The organism is Rhizobium sp. PP-CC-3G-465, from assembly GCF_004343445.1.
In the GTDB taxonomy this organism is placed as follows: domain Bacteria; phylum Pseudomonadota; class Alphaproteobacteria; order Rhizobiales; family Rhizobiaceae; genus Ferranicluibacter; species Ferranicluibacter rubi.
Window position 1 is genome coordinate 1,877,012 of sequence record NZ_SLYH01000001.1, and the last position, 20,940, is coordinate 1,897,951.

20 protein-coding genes and 1 tRNA gene are annotated in these 20,940 nt (G+C 64.0%); 12 read left to right on the forward strand and 9 right to left on the reverse strand.

Going from position 1 to position 20,940, the window contains the following annotated elements; all coding sequences use genetic code 11:
• Positions 1-61 precede the first annotated feature (61 nt).
• On the forward strand, positions 62-907 hold the full coding sequence (locus C8J33_RS08860) for a DUF937 domain-containing protein (RefSeq protein WP_132663763.1): 846 nt from the start codon (positions 62-64) through the stop codon (positions 905-907).
• A 220-nt stretch (positions 908-1,127) separates the two neighbouring features.
• On the opposite strand, the gene C8J33_RS08865 is transcribed toward C8J33_RS08860, so the two are convergent.
• Positions 1,128-1,418, reverse strand: coding sequence for a DUF1127 domain-containing protein (locus tag C8J33_RS08865; protein WP_110799950.1), 291 nt, complete (start codon positions 1,416-1,418; stop codon positions 1,128-1,130).
• Positions 1,419-1,615: 197 nt separating this feature from the next.
• Between C8J33_RS08865 and C8J33_RS08870 the strand changes: the two genes are divergently transcribed.
• Together C8J33_RS08870 and C8J33_RS08875 are read left to right on the forward strand one after the other, a co-directional pair.
• Entirely contained in the window at positions 1,616-2,566 is a 951-nt protein-coding gene (locus C8J33_RS08870) for a LysR substrate-binding domain-containing protein (protein ID WP_110799951.1), read from the forward strand.
• A gap of 436 nt (positions 2,567-3,002) precedes the next feature.
• Positions 3,003-4,400, forward strand: a complete 1,398-nt coding sequence (locus C8J33_RS08875; RefSeq protein WP_132663765.1) for a nucleobase:cation symporter-2 family protein — start codon at positions 3,003-3,005, stop codon at positions 4,398-4,400.
• 278 nt (positions 4,401-4,678) lie between these two features.
• Here the strand turns inward: C8J33_RS08875 and katA are convergent, their stop codons facing one another.
• Positions 4,679-6,175 carry a catalase KatA gene (gene katA, locus C8J33_RS08880; protein WP_132663767.1) on the reverse strand — a complete coding sequence of 499 codons (1,497 nt, stop codon included), beginning with the start codon at positions 6,173-6,175 and terminating at the stop codon, positions 4,679-4,681.
• A gap of 298 nt (positions 6,176-6,473) precedes the next feature.
• Between katA and C8J33_RS08885 the strand changes: the two genes are divergently transcribed.
• Entirely contained in the window at positions 6,474-7,373 is a 900-nt protein-coding gene (locus C8J33_RS08885) for a hydrogen peroxide-inducible genes activator (RefSeq protein WP_110726848.1), read from the forward strand.
• 10 nt (positions 7,374-7,383) lie between these two features.
• On the opposite strand, the gene C8J33_RS08890 is transcribed toward C8J33_RS08885, so the two are convergent.
• The 3 genes from C8J33_RS08890 to guaB form a co-directional block, all read right to left on the reverse strand.
• A complete protein-coding gene (locus C8J33_RS08890; RefSeq protein ID WP_132663769.1) occupies positions 7,384-8,166 on the reverse strand; it encodes a 3-hydroxybutyrate dehydrogenase in 783 nt (260 codons plus the stop codon).
• 100 nt (positions 8,167-8,266) lie between these two features.
• Positions 8,267-8,677 (reverse strand): MAPEG family protein, encoded by a 411-nt coding sequence (locus tag C8J33_RS08895; protein ID WP_132663771.1) that lies wholly within the window; start codon positions 8,675-8,677, stop codon positions 8,267-8,269.
• Positions 8,678-8,906: 229 nt separating this feature from the next.
• On the reverse strand, positions 8,907-10,403 hold the full coding sequence (gene guaB / locus C8J33_RS08900; protein ID WP_110799955.1) for an IMP dehydrogenase: 1,497 nt from the start codon (positions 10,401-10,403) through the stop codon (positions 8,907-8,909).
• 322 nt (positions 10,404-10,725) lie between these two features.
• Here guaB and C8J33_RS08905 point away from each other — a divergent pair, with 322 nt between their 5' ends.
• Positions 10,726-11,034, forward strand: coding sequence for an ATPase inhibitor subunit zeta (locus C8J33_RS08905; RefSeq protein ID WP_110807659.1), 309 nt, complete (start codon positions 10,726-10,728; stop codon positions 11,032-11,034).
• Between the two features lie 37 nt (positions 11,035-11,071).
• Here the strand turns inward: C8J33_RS08905 and C8J33_RS08910 are convergent, their stop codons facing one another.
• On the reverse strand, positions 11,072-12,073 hold the full coding sequence (locus C8J33_RS08910; RefSeq protein WP_132663773.1) for an MBL fold metallo-hydrolase: 1,002 nt from the start codon (positions 12,071-12,073) through the stop codon (positions 11,072-11,074).
• A 354-nt stretch (positions 12,074-12,427) separates the two neighbouring features.
• Between C8J33_RS08910 and C8J33_RS08915 the strand changes: the two genes are divergently transcribed.
• The gene (locus C8J33_RS08915; protein ID WP_110726857.1) at positions 12,428-13,852 is read left to right on the forward strand and encodes an MFS transporter; all 1,425 of its coding nucleotides are present in this window, start codon (positions 12,428-12,430) and stop codon (positions 13,850-13,852) included.
• On the opposite strand, the gene C8J33_RS08920 is transcribed toward C8J33_RS08915, so the two are convergent.
• Genes C8J33_RS08920 through C8J33_RS08930 form a run of 3 tightly spaced genes read right to left on the reverse strand, consistent with a single transcriptional unit; the run spans position 13,853 to position 16,507 of the window.
• On the reverse strand, positions 13,853-14,236 hold the full coding sequence (locus C8J33_RS08920; RefSeq protein WP_132663775.1) for a VOC family protein: 384 nt from the start codon (positions 14,234-14,236) through the stop codon (positions 13,853-13,855).
• A gap of 4 nt (positions 14,237-14,240) precedes the next feature.
• Positions 14,241-15,026 carry an RlmE family RNA methyltransferase gene (locus tag C8J33_RS08925; protein ID WP_110726859.1) on the reverse strand — a complete coding sequence of 262 codons (786 nt, stop codon included), beginning with the start codon at positions 15,024-15,026 and terminating at the stop codon, positions 14,241-14,243.
• Positions 15,023-16,507 carry a Ppx/GppA phosphatase family protein gene (locus tag C8J33_RS08930; RefSeq protein WP_132664511.1) on the reverse strand — a complete coding sequence of 495 codons (1,485 nt, stop codon included), beginning with the start codon at positions 16,505-16,507 and terminating at the stop codon, positions 15,023-15,025. Before C8J33_RS08930 ends, C8J33_RS08925 begins: the two co-directional genes overlap by 4 nt.
• Before the next feature lie 963 nt (positions 16,508-17,470).
• Between C8J33_RS08930 and C8J33_RS08935 the strand changes: the two genes are divergently transcribed.
• The 6 genes from C8J33_RS08935 (at position 17,471) to C8J33_RS08960 (ending at position 20,920) form a co-directional block, all read left to right on the forward strand.
• A tRNA-Gln gene (locus tag C8J33_RS08935) sits at positions 17,471-17,544 on the forward strand.
• Between the two features lie 216 nt (positions 17,545-17,760).
• Positions 17,761-18,018 carry a hypothetical protein gene (locus C8J33_RS08940; RefSeq protein WP_132663777.1) on the forward strand — a complete coding sequence of 86 codons (258 nt, stop codon included), beginning with the start codon at positions 17,761-17,763 and terminating at the stop codon, positions 18,016-18,018.
• Positions 18,019-18,202: 184 nt separating this feature from the next.
• Positions 18,203-18,706: a hypothetical protein gene (locus tag C8J33_RS08945; RefSeq protein ID WP_132663779.1), complete on the forward strand. Its 504-nt coding sequence runs from the start codon at positions 18,203-18,205 to the stop codon at positions 18,704-18,706.
• A 327-nt stretch (positions 18,707-19,033) separates the two neighbouring features.
• Positions 19,034-19,519 carry a BON domain-containing protein gene (locus C8J33_RS08950; RefSeq protein ID WP_132663781.1) on the forward strand — a complete coding sequence of 162 codons (486 nt, stop codon included), beginning with the start codon at positions 19,034-19,036 and terminating at the stop codon, positions 19,517-19,519.
• Positions 19,520-19,665: 146 nt separating this feature from the next.
• Positions 19,666-20,505, forward strand: coding sequence for a TIGR02587 family membrane protein (locus C8J33_RS08955; protein ID WP_132663783.1), 840 nt, complete (start codon positions 19,666-19,668; stop codon positions 20,503-20,505).
• A gap of 7 nt (positions 20,506-20,512) precedes the next feature.
• Entirely contained in the window at positions 20,513-20,920 is a 408-nt protein-coding gene (locus C8J33_RS08960) for a TIGR02588 family protein (RefSeq protein ID WP_132663784.1), read from the forward strand.
• Positions 20,921-20,940: the final 20 nt, after the last annotated feature.

Below are 20,940 nucleotides of genomic sequence, written 5' to 3' on the forward strand. Positions count from 1 at the left end.
CCTATCGTCTTTTTCCCGTTATAGTGCAGCAGAGAGCGCTGCCTGCAACAAGGATGAGACGATGATCCCCCTATTCGACATGATGATGCAGGCACAGAACGGGCGTGCCATGGATGTCATGGCGCAGCAGTTCGGGCTGGCGCAGGAGCAGATGGCCAAGGCGACGGCCGCGCTGATGCCCGCCTTTTCCGCCGGGCTGAAGACCAACGCTGCCAACCCCTATGACTTCGGCACGTTTCTCGCGTCGATGAGCAGCGGCGGCTATGCCAAATATTTCGAGGACATGACCAAGGCCTTCACCCCGCAGGGGCTGGCCGACGGGCAGGCAGCGCTCGGGCAGATCTTCGGCTCGAAGGACATGTCGGGCGCCGTGGCGGCACAAGCCGCGCAGCTGACCGGGATCGGGCAGGACATCTACCGGCAGATGCTGCCGGTGGTGGCGAGCGCCATCATGGGCGGGCTGTTCAAGCAGGCGACCGGGCAGATGAGCGCGCCGCCCTCCTTCGGCGACAACCCGTTCGGCCCGGCGATGCAGACCTGGCTGGAGACGATCGGCCTTGCCCGCAAGAAGGAGCCCCCGGCCATGCCGAACCCCTTCGACAACCCTTTCACACAGGCGATGCAGGCCTTCTTCACCCCGCCGAAGTCGCCGGAAAAGCCGCAGGCCGCACCGGACATGTTTGCCGGCAACCCGTTCATGAAGGCCTTTCAGGACATGATGAGCATGGCCTCGCCCCAAGCTCCCGGCCAAGGTCAAGGCCAGGCAAAGCCGGCCGAGGCCCCGCCGGCGCCGAAGGCCCCTGTCGTCGATATGTTCAACACCATGTTCGACAGCGGCATCGAGGCGCAGAAGGAATATCAGAAGGCGATCGACGGGCTTTTCAAGCCGTTCCAGCCCAAAAGCTGAGACCCCGGCATTCGCGCATAAAAAAGCCCGGCGCCGAACGGATCGGAGCGCCGGGCAAGCGGCAGGGTCGTTGGCTATAACCCTGCGGGGAACGCGGATGATGCGAGCGGCCGCACCATCCGGGCGCCGCATGCCCGGGGAGAGCACGCGACACCAAAGAGGCTTGCCTCGCCTTCACCGGCCTTCGATCGGGGCGGGCTCACGGCGGCGGCGTCGGGTGTCAGCGGGAGCGGGCATCCCGGTAATAGCGGTTGGCGCGCTCGCGGGCGGCCGTGGTCAGATGCCGGCTCGGATCCTCGAAGAAGGCCGACATGGTGGCGTCGCGCACATCGTTCCGGCTAAGGCCGATATCGGCGAGCTGCCGGTCGTCGAGGTCGTGCAGATGGCCTGCAGCGCGGTGGTTCTTCAGGAGGCGCCAAACCGTCACGAGACCCTGCGTCAGTGCGGACAGGCGCAGCACGGCCGGCTTGCCGGCGAGGGTGAGATCAAGGGCGGTATCTGGCGTGCGCATTGGCTTTGCTCCTGAAAAGGCACGGGTCGGACATCCCACGTCCTTGAGCGGACACAGGTTGGATGGAGGTTGACCGAAGCATTGGCGCTGCGGGGGTTAAGAAGACGTTGTTTGCAGCCCGACAGTCGCAAATCGATATTGATCAGTCCAACGAATGTTTCTAATGGTATTCATCAAACAAACTTATAGGCACCGCCATGGCCTCTCCTCTCGACCTCGACCAGCTCCAGACTTTCGTCGCCATCGCCGACACGGGAAGCTTTACCCGGGCGGCCGAGCGGGTGTTCAAGACGCAATCGGCCGTGTCGATGCAGATGCGTCGGCTGGAAGAGCGGATCGGCAAGGCGCTGTTTGCGAAGGACGGGCGCGGCAACCGGCTGACGACCGAGGGCGAAAAGCTGCTCAACTATGCCCGCCGCATGATCCGCCTCAACAACGAGGCCGTCGCCGCCTTCGACGACAACCGGCTGGAGGGCACGCTGCGCATCGGCACGCCCGACGACTATGCCGACCGTTACATGCCGGAAATCATCGTTCGCTTTGCCAAGACCCATCCGAATGTCGAGCTTTTCATCGTCTGCGAACCCTCGGTGGACCTCGCCGAGAAGATCGCGCGCGGCGAGCTCGATATCGCGCTCGTCACCCACAATCCGCGTATTCGCGCGTCCGACGTCGTGCGCACGGAGCCGCTCTGCTGGGTGAGTTCGGCCAATCATCCCCTGTCGGAAAATGCCTCGGTGCCGCTGGCCGTGGGAAAGCGCGATTGCCAGTGGCGCCAAGCCGCCTGCTCGGCGCTGGATGCGACCGGCAAGGAATACAACATCCTGTTCACGAGCTGGTCCTCGACGGTTGTCGCAGCCGCCGTCCTCGCCGGCATGGCCGTTTCCGTGCTGCCGGAATCCGCACTTCGCAGCGGCATGAAGGTGCTGAGCCAAGCGGACGGCTTTCCCGCGCTCGCCCCCGTGCAGATCGGCATCATGAAGCGGCCGGGCCTCTCGCCGTCGCTCTCCACCGCCATCAGCAACCACATCACCGCCTGCCTCGACAACATCACGCCGCAGGTGACGGGCGACGATCTGGACGGCGACCTCAAAGGCCTCACGCGCATTCCCCGGGCCCGGCAGAACCAGCTTCTCTCCGGCTGGTAGGCACCCGAAGCCTCCCTTTCAAAGATATCCACATCCCGACATCAACCTCTGGACGCATTCCGCGACCTGCGCCATACTGACTTCGACGGGGGCTGGCAGCGGTTCCCGGCAGCATTCTGGGGGCCTGATGCGCGGCATGTGTCGCACACCGGGTGTCTAGCAGACATGGAATCGGGAAGACGGGAGTGACGGCATTTTCGGGTGCATCGGCGTTCGCAGCCGATGAGCCTCGAGGATATCGGGATCTGCGTAGCCGAAGGGTGGCGGAGGCGCTGATAAAGCCGGACAGTCGAACCCTGATCGCATATTCGAGCCTGCCTGCAGCACGCCGTGTCCATCGTCAGGGCATTCTGCTGCGGATCTTGAAACCGGTGCATGGCTTTCTCGTGGGGTGTTCCAGCATTTGCGAGCGGGCGATGCCGTAGCGGAGCGATCCATGACCGCCTCAGTCCATCCCGTCGACCAGAAGCTTGCCCCCACCCTTCTTGCGCCGCTGGCGCTGCAGCATGTGCTCGTGATGTATGCGGGCGCCGTGGCCGTGCCGCTGATCGTCGGCCGCGCGCTCAATCTTGCGCCGGAGGAGGTCGCCTTCCTCATCAGCGCGGACCTCTTTGCCTGCGGCATCGCCACTCTCATCCAGTGCTTCGGCTTTCCCGGGGTCGGCATTCGCCTGCCGGTGATGATGGGCGTGACCTTCGCCTCGCTCGGGCCGATGCTCTCGATGGCGAACGCACCGGATGTGGGGCTGCTCGGCATCTTCGGCTCGGTCATCGTCGCCGGCCTCTTCGGCATCCTCGTCGCGCCATTCATCTCGCGGCTGCTACCGCTGTTTCCGCCCGTCGTCACCGGCACCATCATCCTCGTCATCGGGCTCTCGCTGATGCGGGTCGGCATCAACTGGGCCGGTGGCGGGCAGCCGACGATGATGAAGGTGGTCGATGGTGTACCCGGCGCCTTTCCCAACCCGAACTATGCGCAGCTGCCGGGACTGGCCGTTGCCTTCTTCGTGCTCCTCGTCATCCTCGCGCTGCTGCGCTGGACATCGGGTTTTGCCCGCAACATCGCGGTTCTCCTTGGTATCGTCGCCGGCTGCGTGCTGGCAGGAGCGCTTGGCATGATGCATTTCGACAAGGTCGGCCAGGCCGCCTGGGTCGGCGTCATCCTGCCGTTTCACTTCGGCATGCCGCAGTTCCACCTCGTGCCCTCGATCACCATGTGCATCGTCATGATCGTGGTGATGATCGAATCGCTCGGCATGTTCTTGGCGCTCGGCGACATCACCGGCCGGAAGATCACCCGCGAAGCGCTGACACGCGGCCTGCGCGCCGACGGCCTGGGCACGCTGATCGGCGGCATCTTCAACACCTTTCCCTACACCTCGTTCTCCCAGAACGTCGGGCTCGTCGGCGTCACCGGCGTGCGCAGCCGCTGGGTGACGATAGCGGGCGGCGGCATCCTCATCGTGCTCGGCCTCCTGCCGAAGATGGCGGCGCTGGTGGAAGCCGTGCCGCAGGTGGTGCTCGGCGGCGCCGGTCTCGTAATGTTCGGCATGATCGCCGCCACGGGCGCCCGCATCCTCGCGACCGTCGATTTCCGCACCAACGCCAACAACCTCTTCGTCGTCGCCATCTCCGTCGGCTTCGGCATGATCCCGATCGTCGCCCCCACCTTCTTCAAGGCCCTGCCGCATGACCTGCACCCGCTGCTGGAGTCCGGCATCCTGCTGGCGGCCATCGCTTCGGTTTCGCTGAATGCGTTTTTCAATGGGGTGAAGAGCGAGGCGGAGGCCAGCGCGGAGGCAGCTGGTGCGGCGGCGGCGGTGGAGCATGGTTGAGGTCGTTTGAGGTGTTGAGATAGAAAAATAGAAAGGAAGGCCCTCTCTGCCCTGCCGGGCATCTCCCCCACAAGGGGGGAGAAGATCCTGGGCTGAACTCCCTTTTCCTCAAAAGAGGTACAATCGTTAAGCGGTCAGCCAACCACGAGTCTTCTCCCCCCTTGTGGGGGAGATGGCCGGCAGGCCAGAGAGGGTCTTTCTTCCTACTTCCCACCCCACAGCAAAAAACCGGAAGCGTCTCCGCTCCCGGTTCCTTGATACCAAACTCCTGACGCCGATTATTCGGCGGCGGCGGGCTGGTCGGCGCTGATGGTATCGGCCTGGTAGCCGTGCGCCTTGTTGAGCGCGGCGCGGACGCCGGCTTCGTAGTCGGGGTGGACCAGTTTGAAGTGGGCAAGCTGGCGCTCGACGATCTCGCCGGGGACGCCGCCCATCGCGGCCGCGATGTTGGAGAACAGGCGGGCCTTCTGGTCGGCGTCGAACAGGTTGAACAGCGCCGTCACCTGGACGTAGTCGTTGTTGCCGTCGCGGTGGTTGAAGCGGGCCATGTCTCCATCGATCCGCAGCGGCGGTTCGACGGCTGCGGGCTGTTCGACCGGGCCGTTGAACGAGTTGGGCTCGTAATAGGCATCCGGGTTACCGGTGCGAATGCCGCCGAACGTGTTCATCTGGCCATCGCGATGGTAGTGATGGACCGGGTTCTTCGGCTGGTTGACCGGGATGTGCTCGTAATGCGTGCCGAGGCGATGACGGTGTGCGTCGGCATAGGAGAACACGCGGGCCTGCAGCATCTTGTCCGGCGAGAACGCGATGCCGGGAACGATGTTCGACGGCGAGAAGGCGGCGTTCTCGACTTCGGCGAAGTAGTTTTCCGGGTTGCGGTTCAGCTCCATCGTGCCGATTTCGATCGGCGGATATTCGCTGTGCGGCCAGACCTTGGTGAGGTCGAACGGGTTGTACGAGGTCTTGTCGGCATCCAGTTCCGGCATGATCTGAACCTGAACGGTCCAGCGCGGATAGTTGCCTTCCTCGATCGAGCCGAACAGCGCTTCCTGATAGGATTCGCGCGTCTTGCCGATGACCTGCTCGGACTCTTCGTTCGTGTAGAACTTGTGGCCGTGCTGGGTCTTGAAGTGGAATTTTACCCAGTAGCGTTCGCCAGCATCGTTCCAGAACGAGAAGGTGTGCGAACCGTAGCCGTTCATGTGCAACGGCGAGGTCGGACAGCCGCGGTCGGACATCAGGATGGTGACCTGATGCAGGCTTTCCGGCGAGAGCGACCAGAAGTCCCACATGGCCGTTGCCGAACGCAGGTTGGTCTTAGGGTGGCGCTTCTGCGTGTGGATGAAGTCCGGGAACTTGTAGGGGTCGCGGACGAAGAACACAGGCGTGTTGTTGCCGACGAGGTCCCAGTTGCCTTCGGACGTGTAGAACTTCAGTGCGAAGCCGCGCACGTCGCGCTCGGCGTCGGCTGCACCCTGCTCACCGGCAACGGTGGAGAAGCGGGCGAGCATCGGGGTTTCCGCACCCGGCTGGAAAACGGCGGCCTTGGTGTATTTGGAAATGTCGCCGGTGATCTTCAGCGTGCCATAGGCACCCCAGCCCTTGGCGTGCACGGCGCGTTCCGGAATACGCTCGCGGTTCTGGTGGGCCAGCTTTTCGATCAGCTGGTAATCCTGAAGCATGATGCCGCCCTTGGGGCCGGCCGTCAGCGAGTTCTGGTTGTCCGGCACGGGCGCGCCGGCGGTCGTCGTCATTGTCGGGCGATCAGTCATTTCGTCCTCCTGTCTGGACATGTCGGGCTCGGTCACACCGGTCCCGCTCGTTCATCGCCGAGGCACATGGGCGCTCCGGCACGTTTGGCTCGCAGGACTCTTATCGAGCTTGCTCACCCAATTCCGCTTGCAAGGCCTCTGGAGCCTCTCCGGCCGTTGGGCCTGAAGCTCATCTTGATCGTCCAACATGCCGAAAATGCGACATGCGTCAGATATCAGACGCCAGATCCTCTTCTCGCATCCGGGATCGATAATTTCCAATTGTATTTCTTGTAATGTTCGATAGGAAATTCCGATCATGCTCACCGTCCGACAAATGCGCTATTTCGATGCCCTCGCCACCACGCGCCACTTCGGCCGCGCGGCCGAGATGGTCAATGTCAGCCAGCCGGCGCTTTCGGCGCAGATCGCCGAGATGGAGAAGGACCTCGGCGTCGCCCTCTTCGAGCGCAACCGCGCGGGCGCGCTGCTGACGCGGCAGGGAGAGGCTCTGCTACCGGAGGTGCAGGCGATTTTGCGGGCGGTCGATGCCCTCTACGACCGGGCGCGGCAGGTCACCGGCATTCTCGAAGGGCGGTTGCGGCTCGGCATCATCCCCACGGTCGCGCCCTATCTGGTGCCGGTGCTGATCCCCATGCTGCGGGAGCGGTTTCCCAAGCTCGAGATCGAGCTGCGCGAGTTGCTGACGTCGGGCTGCGTCGATGATGTAAAGGCCGGGCGGCTCGACTGCGCCATCGTGGCGCTGCCGCAGAACGAGGAGACGCTGGAAACGCTGCTGCTGTTTCAGGACCGGTTCCTCATCGCCACGGCGGACGACGAGAGCACCGTGCTGATGTCGCCGATGACGGAGGCGCAGGTGGATGTCGACCGGTTGCTGCTGCTGGAGGAAGGCCACTGCCTGCGCGACCAGGCGCTGGCCGTCTGCGGTGCCTCGGCCGGGCGGCGGGTGGCGAATTACGGTGCAACCTCCATGGCGACGCTGCTGCAGATGGTGAGCCATGGCATGGGCATCACGCTCATTCCGGAGATTGCGGTGAAGGAGGAGCGTGGGCGCAGCCGCATGCGCATCGTGCCCTTTGCCGAGCCGCAGCCATCGCGGCAGATCGGGCTCGTCTGGCGTGGCCGGTCGCGCCGGACCGCCGATCACCGGGCGCTCGCCGAGGTCGTCATCGACGCCTCGGCGAAGCTGCTCGAATGAGCTGAAAAACCTAACGCATGCCCCAGCCGTGGCTGACCATCAGCGACTGGCCGGTCAGGGCATTGGTCTCAAAGCCGGCCAGGAACAGCGCGACATTCGCCACATCCTCGATGGTCGTGAACTCGGTATCGACAGTGCCGCCCAGCATGACGCGCTTGACGACCTCTTCCTCCGAAATGCCCAGCGCCTTCGCCTGTTCCGGGATCTGCTTTTCCACCAGCGGCGTCTTGACGAAGCCGGGGCAGATGACGTTGGAGCGCACCCCATGCGGGCCGCCTTCCTTGGCAACCACGCGCGCGAGACCGAGCAGGCCGTGCTTGGCGGTGACATAGGCCGACTTCAGCGGCGAGGCTTCGTGCGAGTGGACGGAGCCCATGTAGATCAGCGCGCCGCCGCCCTGGCGCTTCATGTGCGGCATGCAGGCCTTGGTGGTGAGGAAGGCGCCGTCGAGGTGGATGGACAGCATCTTCTTCCAGTCCTCGAACGGGAAATCCTCGATTCTGTGGACGATCTGGACGCCGGCATTGGAGACGAGCACATCGACGCGGCCCCATTTTTCCACCACAGCGGCAACGCCGGCATTGACCGCCGCCTCCGACGTCACGTCCATGGCAAGGCCGATGGCTTCGCCGGGGCCGGAGGCGGTGAGGTCCGCGGCGGTGGCGTCGGATGCCTCCCGCTTCAGGTCGGCGATGGCGACGCGGGCGCCTTCGGCGACGTATCGCGCGGCGATGGCCCGGCCGATACCGCTGGCAGAGCCGGTGACGATGCAAACCTTGTCTTTCAGTTTCATGTTGCTCTCCCTCAATGCCCGGTGGTCGTGGCCACAGCTTGGACGATAATCGCTTCGCGCACGGGGTAAAGCCGGCAGGTCCGGGAAATGTGCCGAACGATCAGACGATGTGGATCGCGAGCAGCAGCCAGAGCAGCGCATTGAGGAAAAAGCCGGCGACGAACAGTCGGTGGCGGAGCATCAGCCGGTTGGAGGTGACGTGCACGAAGGCATGGCCATAGCGGGAGAGGACGAAGAGCCATGCCGCGGAGACCGTCAGGATGGACACGCCTTCCGTGACATAGAGAAGCGTGCAAACGAGGGTGAAGAGGACGGGAAGCTCGAACTGGTTGGTGAGATTGCGCGCCACCGTCGCGCTCGTTTCCGGCTCGACCGACGGGATCAGGAAATCGCGAGCCCGCGCCGTCCCCTGCCGCACCGCGCCGAAGCGCCGTTTTCCCATCAGGCCATAGACGATGTAGACCAGCAGGACTTGCGCGATCACGGGCCAGATCATGGCGGTGTTGGTCATGCGGCTTGTTCTCCTCGCCTGATGATCGGTTCGATATGTCCGGGAGAAGTAGGTGAGGCCCTGCTAAAGGAAAGGGAGCCGCGCGGTTTGCGTGCGGCTCCCCTCCCGAGTTCAGCAGATTCCAGAGTCTGTCAGGTTCATTCTGAACCAGCCATACTCTGGATTCCCTTATTGTCGTTTGTCTCTTCGGGATAACCGGATTCCACTTATCCCTGACAAACTCTAACAATCACGCGCCGGGATAGTTGGGGCTTTCGCGGGTGATCGTCACGTCGTGGGCATGGCTTTCGCGCAAGCCCGCACCCGAGATGCGGACGAAGGTGGCGCGATCCTGGAAGTCCTTCAGGGTCTTGCCGCCGACATAGCCCATGGAGGCCTTGAGACCGCCGGCCAGCTGGTGAAGGACGCCGGAGACCGGGCCCTTGTACGGCACCTGGCCCTCGATACCCTCCGGCACGAGCTTCAGCGTGTCGCGCACTTCCGCCTGGAAGTAGCGGTCCGCAGAGCCGCGCGCCATGGCGCCGACCGAGCCCATGCCGCGATAGGCCTTGAAGGAGCGGCCCTGATGCAGGAAGACTTCGCCCGGGCTTTCATCCGTGCCGGCCAGCAGCGAGCCGATCATGACGGCCGAAGCGCCGGCCGCGATGGCCTTGGCAAGGTCGCCCGAGAACTTGATGCCGCCATCGGCGATGACGGGGATATCGGCTGCGCGGGCGGCCTCGACGGCCGACATGATAGCGGCCAGCTGCGGCACGCCGACGCCGGCGACGATGCGCGTGGTGCAGATGGAGCCCGGGCCGATACCGACCTTGACGGCGTCGGCGCCGGCGTCGATCAGCGCCTTGGTGCCATCGGCGGTCGCCACGTTGCCGGCCATGATGCGAACCGAATTCGACATGGTCTTGACGCGCGTGACGGCATCGAGAACGCGCTGGGAGTGGCCATGCGCCGTGTCGATGACGATGAGGTCGATGCCGGCATCGATCAGGCGTTCGGCGCGCTCGACCCCGTCATCGCCGACCGAAATGGCGGCTGCGGCCCGCAGGCGGCCCTGCGCATCCTTGGAAGCATTGGGGTTCAGCTGCGACTTCTCGATGTCCTTGACCGTGATCAGGCCGACACAGCGGCCATCGGGATCCACCACCAGCAGCTTCTCGATGCGGTGGGTGTGCAGCAGGCGCTTGGCTTCCTGCTGGTCGACGTTTTCCTTCACCGTGATGAGGTTTTCGCGCGTCATCAGCTCATAGATGCGCTGACCGGGATCGGAGGCAAAACGGACGTCGCGATTGGTGACGATGCCGACGAGGCGGCCGGGCTTGTTGCCCTTGCCAGCATTCTCGACGACCGGAATGCCAGAGATGCCGTAGGTCTTCATCAGGCCGAGCGCGTCGGCAAGCGTTGCTTCCGGGCCGATCGTCACGGGGTTGACGACCATGCCGCTCTCGAACTTCTTGACCTGACGGACCTGCTCGGCCTGCTCGACCGGCGAGAGATTGCGGTGGATGACGCCGATGCCGCCGGCCTGGGCCATGGCGATGGCAAGACGGCCTTCCGTCACCGTATCCATGGCGGACGAGAGGATCGGCAGGTTGAGCTCGATATCCTGGGCGATGCGGGTGGCGATGTTGGTCTGGCCCGGCATGACCTCGGAGTGACCGGGCTGCAGGAGGACGTCGTCGAAGGTCAGAGCCTCCAGACCGGTAGCCGTTTCGATGATGCGCGCCATGGGCCAATTCCTTTAAAAATGTGAAAGGCGCCCGGACGGACGGGGTTCCGGCGGGAGCGTCGCCTGCCGGTCATCCTGGGAGGGGAATGACGGCAAGTGTTTCATGGAAGTTGGCGAGGGCACGTAACACGGATGTGACGGGATGGAAACAGAAAAAGCCCGGCGAGCCCGGAGCGGTCCCGCAAGACCGGTGGAGAAGCATTTTCAGATTCTATTAGCCGTGCCTTTTGGATCGGAATTAAGCTGCGTCCGGTAGACCTCTCCTCACGGCGCCTCGGAAGAAGGGCGACCGGCGAAACAGAGAAAAACAGGGACCGACAAGATGACCGCACTGCGCAAGCGAGCCCACGCTCAGGAAACACGTTTTGTACGTGAAGAAGAACTGACCTTTCGCGCCGAAGCGCGCCGTAACGCGCTGATCGGCCTGTGGGCCGCCGTCATGATCGACACACCGGATGCCGAAGCCTATGCCCGCGGGATCGTGGATGCCGGCGTGGAGAACCCGAACGGCGTCATCGACCGGCTGCACAGCGACTTCGAAGCCGCTGGCGTGATCTTCCTGGAAGACGATATTCGCGACCGCATGACCGGCATGCTGCGCTCGCTGCGCGACGAAATGTACGCCGCCTGACGGGCTGCCCGCGTCCAAGGACGCAGGCCATCAACCGTCAGAGATACAGCTGATACGACGCCGGCACGAAGCGGTAGCCGGCGTCCAGCTTTTCGGCATAGCCAACGGCCGGGAACGGCATGTGGTAGCCGATGAAGGGCAGCCGCTCGGAGGCCACCATGTCGAACACCTTGCGGCGTGACGCTGCGGCCTTTTCCTTGTCCATGTCGAACTTCACCTGCCAATCCGGCTGCTGGAGCGAGAGGACATAGTGATTGGCCGTATCGGCCGTCAGCATGAGATCCTTGCCCTGCGAGGAGACGCGGAAGACCATGTGGCCGGGCGAGTGACCGAAAGCAGCCATGGCGGTTATTCCCGATGCGACGTCGGCACCATCGCCGATCAGCGTCGCCTTTTCCACCAGCGGCACGACATTCTTCAGCACCGCCTTGTGCCCGCCCTCGGCGGGCGAACCCACGCGGGCCGGATCCTTCCAGAAGGCGAGTTCCGTTTCGCCCATCACATAGCGCGCATTGGGAAAGGCCGGCTTGCCGCCATCCATGAGGCCGTTGATATGATCGCCATGCATGTGGGTGAGAACCACGAGCGTGATGCTTTCCGGCGGATAGCCAACCGTCCGCAGGCCCTCCAGCAGCAGGCCGGTGCCGGCGGCGCGTCCTGCCTCGCCATTGCCGGTGTCGAACAGCACGACCTCCGACCCGGTCTCCACGACCACAGGCGAAAAGCCGTTGGCAAAGCGATCGGTCGGCAGAAAGTTCTTTTCCAGAAGTGCGGCGACAGCCTCCGGCGGCTGGTCGATGCCGAAGGTCTCGCTCGGCTTGTCGGCGAGCCGCAGACCGTCGCTAACGACGGTGATGGTGAAATCGCCGAGCCTGAAGCTCGAGCTCTTGCCGCCCGTCGTGGCCTTCGGCGTTTCCTTCGCACCCTTTCCGGCCGCATCCTGCGCAAAGGCAGCGCGCTTCATGATGAGGGGCGCGGCCAGCGCGCCGATGGCGGTTGCAGCAAAGAGGGCGCGTCGGCCGAGGGAAAATCCGTGCATCGATCGTTTCCTTTGTCTTTGAACATCAAGGTCGGTAGCAGAGGGTGGTCGTCCGTATCCGACCATGAAGCGCAGCCATGAGCCGTCCCGCATCGTGCGTGATCCGCCGGCAGAAGCGCCCAAGGTAGCGCAAGACGCACGCCTTGACAGAACGCGCGTTACGCCTTCACAGGAAGTTGACTATTGCGTGAGACGGGACACGGGACTTTCGTGTTTCCGTTTCTATCTCCCTCGCCATACAACCTCGCAAGACCGCACGCCCCCGCGCACCGGCATCTGCTCCCCTACCGTAGCGGCCATTCCCGGTATTCTCCGCCGGGCGCCCAAGAGGCCGTCGAAAAGGCTTGCCTTCGCATGAACCGCATCGTTCCGCTGATCCTCGCCGTCGCTCTTTTCATGGAGCAGATGGACTCCACGGTCATCGCGACCTCCCTGCCCGCCATCGCCCGCGACCTTGGCGTCGGTCCGATCACGCTCAAGCTGGCGCTGACCTCCTACATGGTGTCGCTTGCGATCTTCATTCCCTTAAGCGGCTGGATGGCCGACAGGTTCGGCGCCAAGCGCATCTTCCGCTCGGCCATCCTCGTGTTCATCGTCGGCTCCATTCTCTGCGCCATCTCCGGCGATCTCGTCTCCTTCGTCGGCGCGCGCTTCCTGCAGGGCATGGGCGGCGCGATGATGACGCCCGTGGCGCGGCTGGTGCTGGTGCGCAGCACGCAGCGCAGCGAACTGGTGAGCGCGATGGCGCTGCTCAGCATTCCCGCACTGACGGGGCCGCTGGCCGGCCCGCCGCTCGGCGGCTTCATCACCACCTACTTCTCCTGGCACTGGATCTTCATCATCAACGTGCCGGTCGGCATTCTCGGCTATATCCTGTCGGGCATCTACCTTCCCGAGGTCGTCAGCGACCGCCCGCCACCGATCGACGTCACCGGCTTCTTCCTCAGCGCCATCGCCGCCTCCGGCACCATGTTCGGCCTATCGGTGATGAGCCTGCCGGCCCTGCCGCCGAGCGTCGGCGCGATTGCGGCGGGCATCGGCATTCTCTGCGGCTTTCTCTACGTTCGCCACGCCCGGCACCACCCGGCACCGCTGCTCGATCTTAACCTTTTCAAGGACAGCGCCTTTCGCGCCGCGGCCATCGGCGGCACGCTCTTCCGCATTTCCATCGGTGCCATTCCCTTCCTCATGCCGCTGATGCTGCAGGTGGGCTTCGGCCTGTCGCCGTTCCAGTCGGGCATGATCACCTTCGTCGGCGCCATCGGCGCGCTGACGACGAAGTTCTTCGCCAAGCGCGTGCTCGTTTTCGCCGGCTTTCGCACGACGCTGATCATCGCGGCGCTGATCGGCACCGTCCTGACCTTCGTCAACGGCCTCTTCACGCCGGCCACGCCCTATATCGTCATGTGCCTCGTGCTGCTGATCGCCGGCTTTGCCCGCTCGTTCTTCTTCACCAGCATCAACGCGCTTTCCTTCGCCGACATTCCCGACGCCATGGCCAGCAAGGCGACCGCCATGAGCGCCGTGCTGCAACAGATGAGCCTGGCGCTCGGCGTCGCCGTGGCCGGTGCTATTCTGGAAGTGGAAAACCGTTGGACCGGCACGCAGCTGGAACTCGGCGATTTCCAGCTCGCCTTCATGCTGATCTCCGCCATCACCCTCACCTCCGTCATCCCCTTCATCGGCATGGCGAAAACCGCCGGCGCCGAAGTGTCCGGCCACGGCGCCGCAGCGCGGGAGAAGGGTGAGGCACAGCTGGAGTCGCTTGGGGGGAAGTAACTACTCTGCGCGTTCGCAAACCGCAGCGATCTTGTTGCCATCGGGATCGCGCAGGAAGGCGGCGTAAAACGAGGCATGAAACGGCCGAAGGCCCGGCGCGCCTTCGCATGTGCCGCCCATCCGAAGGCCTTCCGCATGAAACGAATCCACCGCCGCACGGCCGGCTGCTTCCAGTGCGATCGTCACGCCATTGCCGAAGCTTGCCGGTCGCCCGGCATAGGGCGCGACGACCCAGAGGCGGCACCGGCTGTCATCGGGATGCGCATAGCCGATATCGGCGCCGCTTTCCTGCCGGCGGACCAGTCCGAGAGGGGCCAGCGCAGCATCGTAGAACGTGCCTGCGCGGACCGGATCGTTCGAACCGACGGTGACGTAGAACAGCATCCGCTCAGCCCTCGTCGTCGTGTTCCGTCACATCCTCGCGCTCGTCCCGAAAGGTCTGACCTTCCGCCCGAAGATCGTCGTGATCCGAGATGCCCTCGCGCCGGCCCTTGAAGTCCTTTGCCAGTAGGAACATCTCGACCGATTCGGCGCGGGACGATGCCGGCTTGATGTGCAGGACCTGGCGGAAATTCTGCTTCAGCAGGTTGAGAAGCTCGCGCTCCGTGCCGCCCTGGAAGGTCTTGGCGAGAAAGTGCCCGCCGGGGCCGAGCACATCGATGGCGAAGTGGGCTGCAACCTCGCAGAGGTGCATGGTGCGGATATGATCGGTCTGGCGGTGGCCCGTGGTGGGGGCCGCCATGTCGGAGAGCACGAGATCCGGCGTGCCGCCCAGCGCATCCATAATGGCGTCGGGCGCGGAGGGATCGAGGAAATCGAGCTTCAGGATGATGACGCCGGGCAGCGGATCGACGTCGAGAAAATCGATCGCCACCACGCGCGGGTCCGTATCCGTAGAGCTCGTGACCTTGGCGGCGATCTGCGACCAGCTGCCGGGGGCCGTGCCCAGATCGATGATGCGCTTGGCGCCGGTCAGGATCTTGTGCTTCTCGTCGATCTCCAAGAGCTTGAAGGCCGCGCGGGCGCGATAGCCTTCCAACTGGGCGCGCTGCACATAGGGGTCGTTGATGTGGCGCTCGATCCAGCGCCGCGACGACGCCTTCAGCTTGCCCTTCTTCACCCTCTGCCCGAGTTTGCGTCCGGTCCGATTGCCGCCGATGGGGGGCTTGGTCATGAGCTTCGGCCCTCCTCGGAGCCAGTTTGTGGGCCGGGACGCGACAGGCGGCGGCCTCGACCGCGGCGCCAGACGCCATCATCGGCCATCATATCCGTCAAAAGGCCCTCGCGCAGCCCGCGATCGGCAACCCGCATGCGGGTCGACGGCCAGCGCCGGCGAATGGCTTCCAGAATGGCACAGCCGGCCAGAACGAGATCCGCCCGATCCGGCCCGATACAGGGATTGGCGGCGCGCGCCGCGAAATCCCAGGAGAGCAGACGCGCCTGCATGGCGGAGACCTCGTCGTCCGACAGCCAGAGCCCATCCACCCGGCGGCGGTCGTAGCGCGGCAGGTCGAGATGGACGCCGGCGAGCGTGGTGACCGTGCCGGACGTGCCGATGAGGTGAAAATCATCCGCCGCGCGGACGGCCTCGATCTCCGGGCAGTCGAAGCGATCGAGCATGCCGGAGACTTCGCGGATCATGCCCTCGAAGCTTTCCGGCGTGACGTCGCGTCCGCCGTGGCGCTCCGACAGCGTGACCACGCCGACCGGCAGCGAGGTCCAGTGGGTGATGTGATTGGCAAGCCGGCTCGACCTGTTGTCGCCGATGTGCAGCACGGCGATTTCCGACGAGCCGCCGCCGATATCGAACAGCACCACGGAGCGCGCCTCGCGCCCGACCAGCGATGCGCAGCCGGACACGGCGAGCCGCGCCTCGGTTTCCCGGTCGATGATCTCGAGCTCGAGCCCGGTTTCCGCAGACACGCGCTCCATGAAGATCACGCCGTTTTCGGCAGCACGGGCGGCTTCGGTCGCGATCAGCCGGGCACGCCGGATGTTGCGGTGCCCAAGCTTCGCCGCGCAGATCTTCAGCGCCTCGACCGAGCGGTTCATGGCATCCTCGGACAGGCGTCCGCTGGCCGCAAGGCCCTCGCCGAGCCGAACGATCCGGGAGAAGCCATCCACGACGCGGAACTGCCCCGGTCGCGTCGGCTGCGCGATCAGCAGGCGACAATTGTTGGTGCCGAGATCGAGCGCCGCATACAGCGGCGGCGGTCCGGAATCATCGCTCTCGAACGTATCCATGCGCCCGTTGGAGGCTGCGGCACGGTTTCCGGCGTTAGAGCCGGGCCGCGCGAAGTACCCGCCCTCCGCAGCCGATCCATGATGCCCGCCCTGCCCTGCACCATGGGCGCCGCGCCCGTGGCCCGCATGACCGGATGTCTTGTTGATCGGGGCGCCCGTGTGCGGGCCACCACGGGCTCCGCCCTGATTGGTGCCCTGTTCGAAACGCTGATGCCCGGAATGGCCGCTTTGCTGCGACACCGGGCGACCGGACGCGCCAGCCTGCGAACCGGAATCCGAATGCGCCGCCGTCCCGGCACCGCCCTGGACGCCCGGATTGCGGCCCTGCCTCTGCCCCGCCGACGCGCGACCGTCGCTACTGGGCGCGCCGACGCGGTCGCGCCCGGACCTTACGACATCCGTGCCCTGCAGCGGACGCGCCTGGGCATTACGGCGATGACGATGCTTGTGATTGCGGTGGCCTTTGCCGGCCGGTTCTGCCCCGCGTCCCTGCCCGGGCTTCGAACCGTTGCCAGTGGGCGCGCCCTGTGCCGCCGATCCGCCATCGGGATGGCTGCGCGAAGCACCGGCCGCACCACCTGCATCCTGTGCTGTAGCACTCACGCCGCCAACCACATGACCATGGCCGCCCACTTCGTCCCGCCGCTCGCCCGACCGGCGACCGGAAGCGTGACGCGAACCCTCGAAGGCGACGCTGCGATGCGCATCTCCATCGCGTGCCGGGCCATCCTGTGTTTGAGGGCCGCGAACATGCGCGTCCGAACCGGACGCCTTGATGTCGGCGCCGTGAACCGCACCATCGCCATGCAAAGCGCCACGCCCCTGCGCAGAGCCTGGAGAAGCGGACTTCGTCCGCCGCCGCCGCTTGCGTTTGCGCACGGGTTCGCCGTCCAGAACGGTCTGCCCGGAATGGCCTGCTCCGGATACGGAGGGGCCTTGGTTATGTGGGGAGCTGGCATGTGCGGAGCCCTTGCGCGCCGCCTTACGACGCCTGCGCTTGGCTTTGCCGGACCCGGGGATGGATTGCCCCTGGTTTCCGGCCGCTGCCGACGCCCCGCTCTCATACGGCGTATCGCCGTGCTCGGGGTCTTTCACTGATCTTACCACCGCGTCGCGCGAAGCCTTACAGGTCGCTCAAGACGCTCTCTCGATTTTCGTTGCCCCGACTCTACCAGCGCGCCCGCCTTTCGCCAACTGCTTTTTCCCAAACGACAATCCACCCTACAAAACCCGCATGTTCCACCCAAGCGCCGTCCGGTCCCGATCGAAAAACCACCCCATTCGACCATCCCGCAAAGTTTTTCAAAAACCCCCTTTGCATCCCGCCTCCTTTTGTCTATAAGCCCGGCACACCGACGGGCACAGCCCGCGCGTTGGGGAATAGGTTAACGGTAGACCCACGGACTCTGACTCCGTTAGTCCTGGTTCGAATCCAGGTTCCCCAGCCAAATCTTGTTAAATTCCATTTTTTCTAGTTTTTTCGTCGCGCCAACCCTGTTCGGCGTCAACGGCGATCTGATGCCATGCGGCTCTAAGTGGCGTGCATTTCTATCCCGAACTCCCGTGCGTTGCCGACAACCTGCTGATGGGACGAGGCCGCCATCCCTTCCCGGAACATTGGCTTCCCACCAGCGTTTTCGATCAGGAAACCAAGGAGAAGCGACATGGCCGACAAAGGCAGGGCTGGCGAAGAGGGTCATACGGACCGTAATCTCGATATTCATGACGAGGATGTGACACCGATCGGGAGTGAGGCGGAGTTGAGAGACAAGGATGGGGATGATGTGGAGCCGGATGATGTGATTTCGGCGGCTGCGCGTCGGGAGGCGGTTCGGTTGAAGGGGGACGTTTTTCTGGTGCGTTCCGATCTGGAGGATGCCGATCAGCGGGAAGCGACGCCAGGTGCGCGTGAGCAGGACTGAGGTTTTTCTCAAGAGTGATGTCGAACGGTGAGAAGCAAGCGGCAGGGGAGGACTTTGCCGCTCGATTTTTGCGCTCGCCGCGCTTGGCGAACGAGCCCGGGGCGTCTGTCAGGAACTTAAGCTTCGACAGCGCGTTTTCTCTGCATGTGCCGGTATTCGGCGAAACCATAAGGAGGAAGCTGTCATGAACCAGCGTTTTGATCCGAACGAAAAGCGCCCCGCAAACCCCACGTCCTGGCCCGCCGACGATGCGGCGAGAGCCGAGCAGGCTGCCCGTACGGACGCGGCGACAATGCGCCCAACCGCCGGGATCGACCCGGTGACGGCGGCACCGATGGGTGATCCCTTGGCACAGCGTCCGCTGGATCCAGCAGCGCCGACCACGCGGGCCCGTCGCAGCAACTGGCCGGTTCTGATCATTCTGCTTGCCGGTCTCGTGCTGGCATTGTTGGTGTGGTTGCCTGCGGAAATGTCGAATGACGCGTCCGACACGGCGATACAGCCCGCACCTGCCAGCCAAACGGCGACGCCGCCGGCCGCAGATGCGCCTGCCGCCACCGGTGCGCAGGCCCCTGCAACGGCGCCGACCGCGACACCGCCAGCGGCAACTGCCCCGGCTGAGACCGCTCCTGTCACCCCCGTAGCGCCGCCGGCTGCAACGGGTACTGCGCCAAGCACCGCTCCGTAAGTCAGGTGTGACGCTCGGAAGTGCTTTGAGAGAATGGAGAAAGCGAGGCCGGAAGGTCTCGCTTTTTTCGTGGTGCGTTTCTTCCACACACCGAACGTATTGCTCGGGCCAGTAAGGATGCAGACAGTCTCCTTCATATGGGCGAAATGCTGGACCGCACCTCGATGGTGGGCGCCGGTTCCTCTCCCATCTCATGCTGAGCAGCTGTTATCGTGTAGACGCTGCGAGCGCGAAAACCCGTTGACCGGACATAATCAGCCGTCCGGTCGAACCAAAGCGTTGCTCAGCGGTTTACCCAGGTGAAACGACCAGATCGAGGATCCGACGATGATCGAGAAGACCACACGCCGTGAAGAAGACTATCGTGATTATGAAGACCGCGACCTAAAGGACGGCTGGCCTTATGCCGACGAAGTCTCCGGTTCGCCGACCGATGTCGCCAACCGGTCTTATGGCGAGACGCCGGAGAGTTTCGACGAGTCGGGTAATCCTGGCTTCGAGACCTCGGACGAAACGGTTCGGATCGGCCATGGCGGTCCGGATATCCTGCGGGACGATCCGGAGGCCGATACCGATGATGACGGCATGGAAGAGGCGCTTTCCAATGCGCTTGAAGAGCATGAGATCGACACATCCGCCATCGACATCAAAGTTCTTCGTGGCGTTGCCGAACTGTCCGGTGAGGTCGAGACGGCAGCCGATCGTCGTGCTGTCGAGGAACTTGCATACCGCATTCCCGGCATCTCCAAGGTGCGGAACGACCTGACGACGATTGCCGTTGATGCGGCATTCCCGAGCGGGTTGAACGATTGAGATCCTGCCGAAGTGTAAAGAGCTTATCTGACGTCTCCGCTTAAGCATTTGCCTACGCTCGGCGTGTCGGACTATGAACCTTGGATGTTTTATCTGCGCGGTCCTTTCGGCCGCGCAGTTTTGTGTTTTGCGCGTTGGGGGTGACGATGGAGGATGTGGACGAGGCGCGCGGGGCGCCGTTTCATACGACCGCGTTCGTCACCGGGCTTGGGCGCGGCATTGCAGGCGCGCTCCTCTTTGCCCTGCCCATGCAGATGACAATGGAGATGTGGGATTTCGGCTTTGCCATGGATCGCTTCCGGCTCGCTCTGCTTCTCGTCATCACTGTGCCCCTGCTTGTGGGCATCGCGCATCGCATCGGTTTCGAGAAGACTTTTTCTTGGCGCGAGGATATTCGCGATGCCATGATTGCCTATGCGATCGGCATTCTCGCCAGCGCGATGATCCTCACTCTGTTCAAGCTTCTGACGCCGGAGACGGCCGAGCAGGATTTCCTCGGCAAGATCGCGTTGCAGGCCGTTCCCGCTGGTATCGGCGCGCTTCTCGGCCGCAGCCAGCTCGGCACCGACCCTGACGACGCGGAAGATGAGCCGGACAGCGGCTATGGCGCCGAGCTTTTCATGATGGCGGTGGGTGCGCTGTTTCTCAACCTCAACATGGCGCCGACGGAAGAGATGATCCTGATCTCCTACAAGATGACGCCGTGGCATGCGCTGGCCACCATCGGCCTGTCGATCCTCGTCATGCATGCGTTCGTCTATGCCGTCTCGTTCAAAGGTGGGCACGAGCTGGAGGGTACGCCGGGATGGCACGCGCTGATCCGGTTCACCCTGCCGGGCTATGTCATCGCGCTGCTGGTCAGCCTTTATTGCCTGTGGAGTTTCGGCAGGCTGGACGGGTCAGGCTCCATGCCGGCCTTGATGTCCACCATCGTGCTCGGCTTTCCCGGAGCGATCGGCGCAGCGGCCGCACGGCTGATCCTGTGAGGTTCTGATGGCACGTTCCCGCCGCAAGGTCGTTCGCCGCCACCCGCATTGGATCGAGTGGACCACCGGTCTTCTCTCCACCGCGCTCGTCGCCACCATGACCGGCATGATCCTCTATCACGGCCTGACCGCCAAAGATGCGGCACCAGAGCTTAGCATCACCATCACCGCACAAAGGCCGACGGTGCAGGGCTTCGAGGTTTCCTTCATCGTCTCCAACGCCGGCAAAAAGACGGCTGCCGGCGTGCCTGTGACGGGACGGCTGCTGGATGGTGAAAAGCAGGAGGTGGAGACGCGGGAGGTGACGATCGATTATGTGCCCGCCCAGTCTCAGGTCGAAGGCGCCCTCGTGTTTTCTGCAGATCCCGGTGCCTATCGGCTCGATATTCATGCGTCCGGTTACAGCGACCCCTGACCTCTTTTTCCGCTGATCTC

Bases quoted from the DNA above. Each gene is read 5' to 3' on its own strand.
- C8J33_RS08915 (WP_110726857.1), top strand. From the start codon at position 12,428: ATGAACCGCATCGTTCCGCTGATCCTCGCCGTCGCTCTTTTCATGGAG.
- katA (WP_132663767.1), bottom strand. From the start codon at position 6,175: ATGACTGATCGCCCGACAATGACGACGACCGCCGGCGCGCCCGTGCCG.
- C8J33_RS08925 (WP_110726859.1), bottom strand. From the start codon at position 15,026: ATGACCAAGCCCCCCATCGGCGGCAATCGGACCGGACGCAAACTCGGG.
- C8J33_RS08860 (WP_132663763.1), top strand. From the start codon at position 62: ATGATCCCCCTATTCGACATGATGATGCAGGCACAGAACGGGCGTGCC.
- C8J33_RS08920 (WP_132663775.1), bottom strand. From the start codon at position 14,236: ATGCTGTTCTACGTCACCGTCGGTTCGAACGATCCGGTCCGCGCAGGC.
- C8J33_RS08895 (WP_132663771.1), bottom strand. From the start codon at position 8,677: ATGACCAACACCGCCATGATCTGGCCCGTGATCGCGCAAGTCCTGCTG.
- C8J33_RS08945 (WP_132663779.1), top strand. From the start codon at position 18,203: ATGAACCAGCGTTTTGATCCGAACGAAAAGCGCCCCGCAAACCCCACG.
- C8J33_RS08865 (WP_110799950.1), bottom strand. From the start codon at position 1,418: ATGCGCACGCCAGATACCGCCCTTGATCTCACCCTCGCCGGCAAGCCG.
- C8J33_RS08885 (WP_110726848.1), top strand. From the start codon at position 6,474: ATGCTCACCGTCCGACAAATGCGCTATTTCGATGCCCTCGCCACCACG.
- C8J33_RS08960 (WP_132663784.1), top strand. From the start codon at position 20,513: ATGGCACGTTCCCGCCGCAAGGTCGTTCGCCGCCACCCGCATTGGATC.
- guaB (WP_110799955.1), bottom strand. From the start codon at position 10,403: ATGGCGCGCATCATCGAAACGGCTACCGGTCTGGAGGCTCTGACCTTC.
- C8J33_RS08870 (WP_110799951.1), top strand. From the start codon at position 1,616: ATGGCCTCTCCTCTCGACCTCGACCAGCTCCAGACTTTCGTCGCCATC.
- C8J33_RS08875 (WP_132663765.1), top strand. From the start codon at position 3,003: ATGACCGCCTCAGTCCATCCCGTCGACCAGAAGCTTGCCCCCACCCTT.
- C8J33_RS08940 (WP_132663777.1), top strand. From the start codon at position 17,761: ATGGCCGACAAAGGCAGGGCTGGCGAAGAGGGTCATACGGACCGTAAT.
- C8J33_RS08890 (WP_132663769.1), bottom strand. From the start codon at position 8,166: ATGAAACTGAAAGACAAGGTTTGCATCGTCACCGGCTCTGCCAGCGGT.
- C8J33_RS08950 (WP_132663781.1), top strand. From the start codon at position 19,034: ATGATCGAGAAGACCACACGCCGTGAAGAAGACTATCGTGATTATGAA.
- C8J33_RS08910 (WP_132663773.1), bottom strand. From the start codon at position 12,073: ATGCACGGATTTTCCCTCGGCCGACGCGCCCTCTTTGCTGCAACCGCC.
- C8J33_RS08905 (WP_110807659.1), top strand. From the start codon at position 10,726: ATGACCGCACTGCGCAAGCGAGCCCACGCTCAGGAAACACGTTTTGTA.
- C8J33_RS08955 (WP_132663783.1), top strand. From the start codon at position 19,666: ATGGAGGATGTGGACGAGGCGCGCGGGGCGCCGTTTCATACGACCGCG.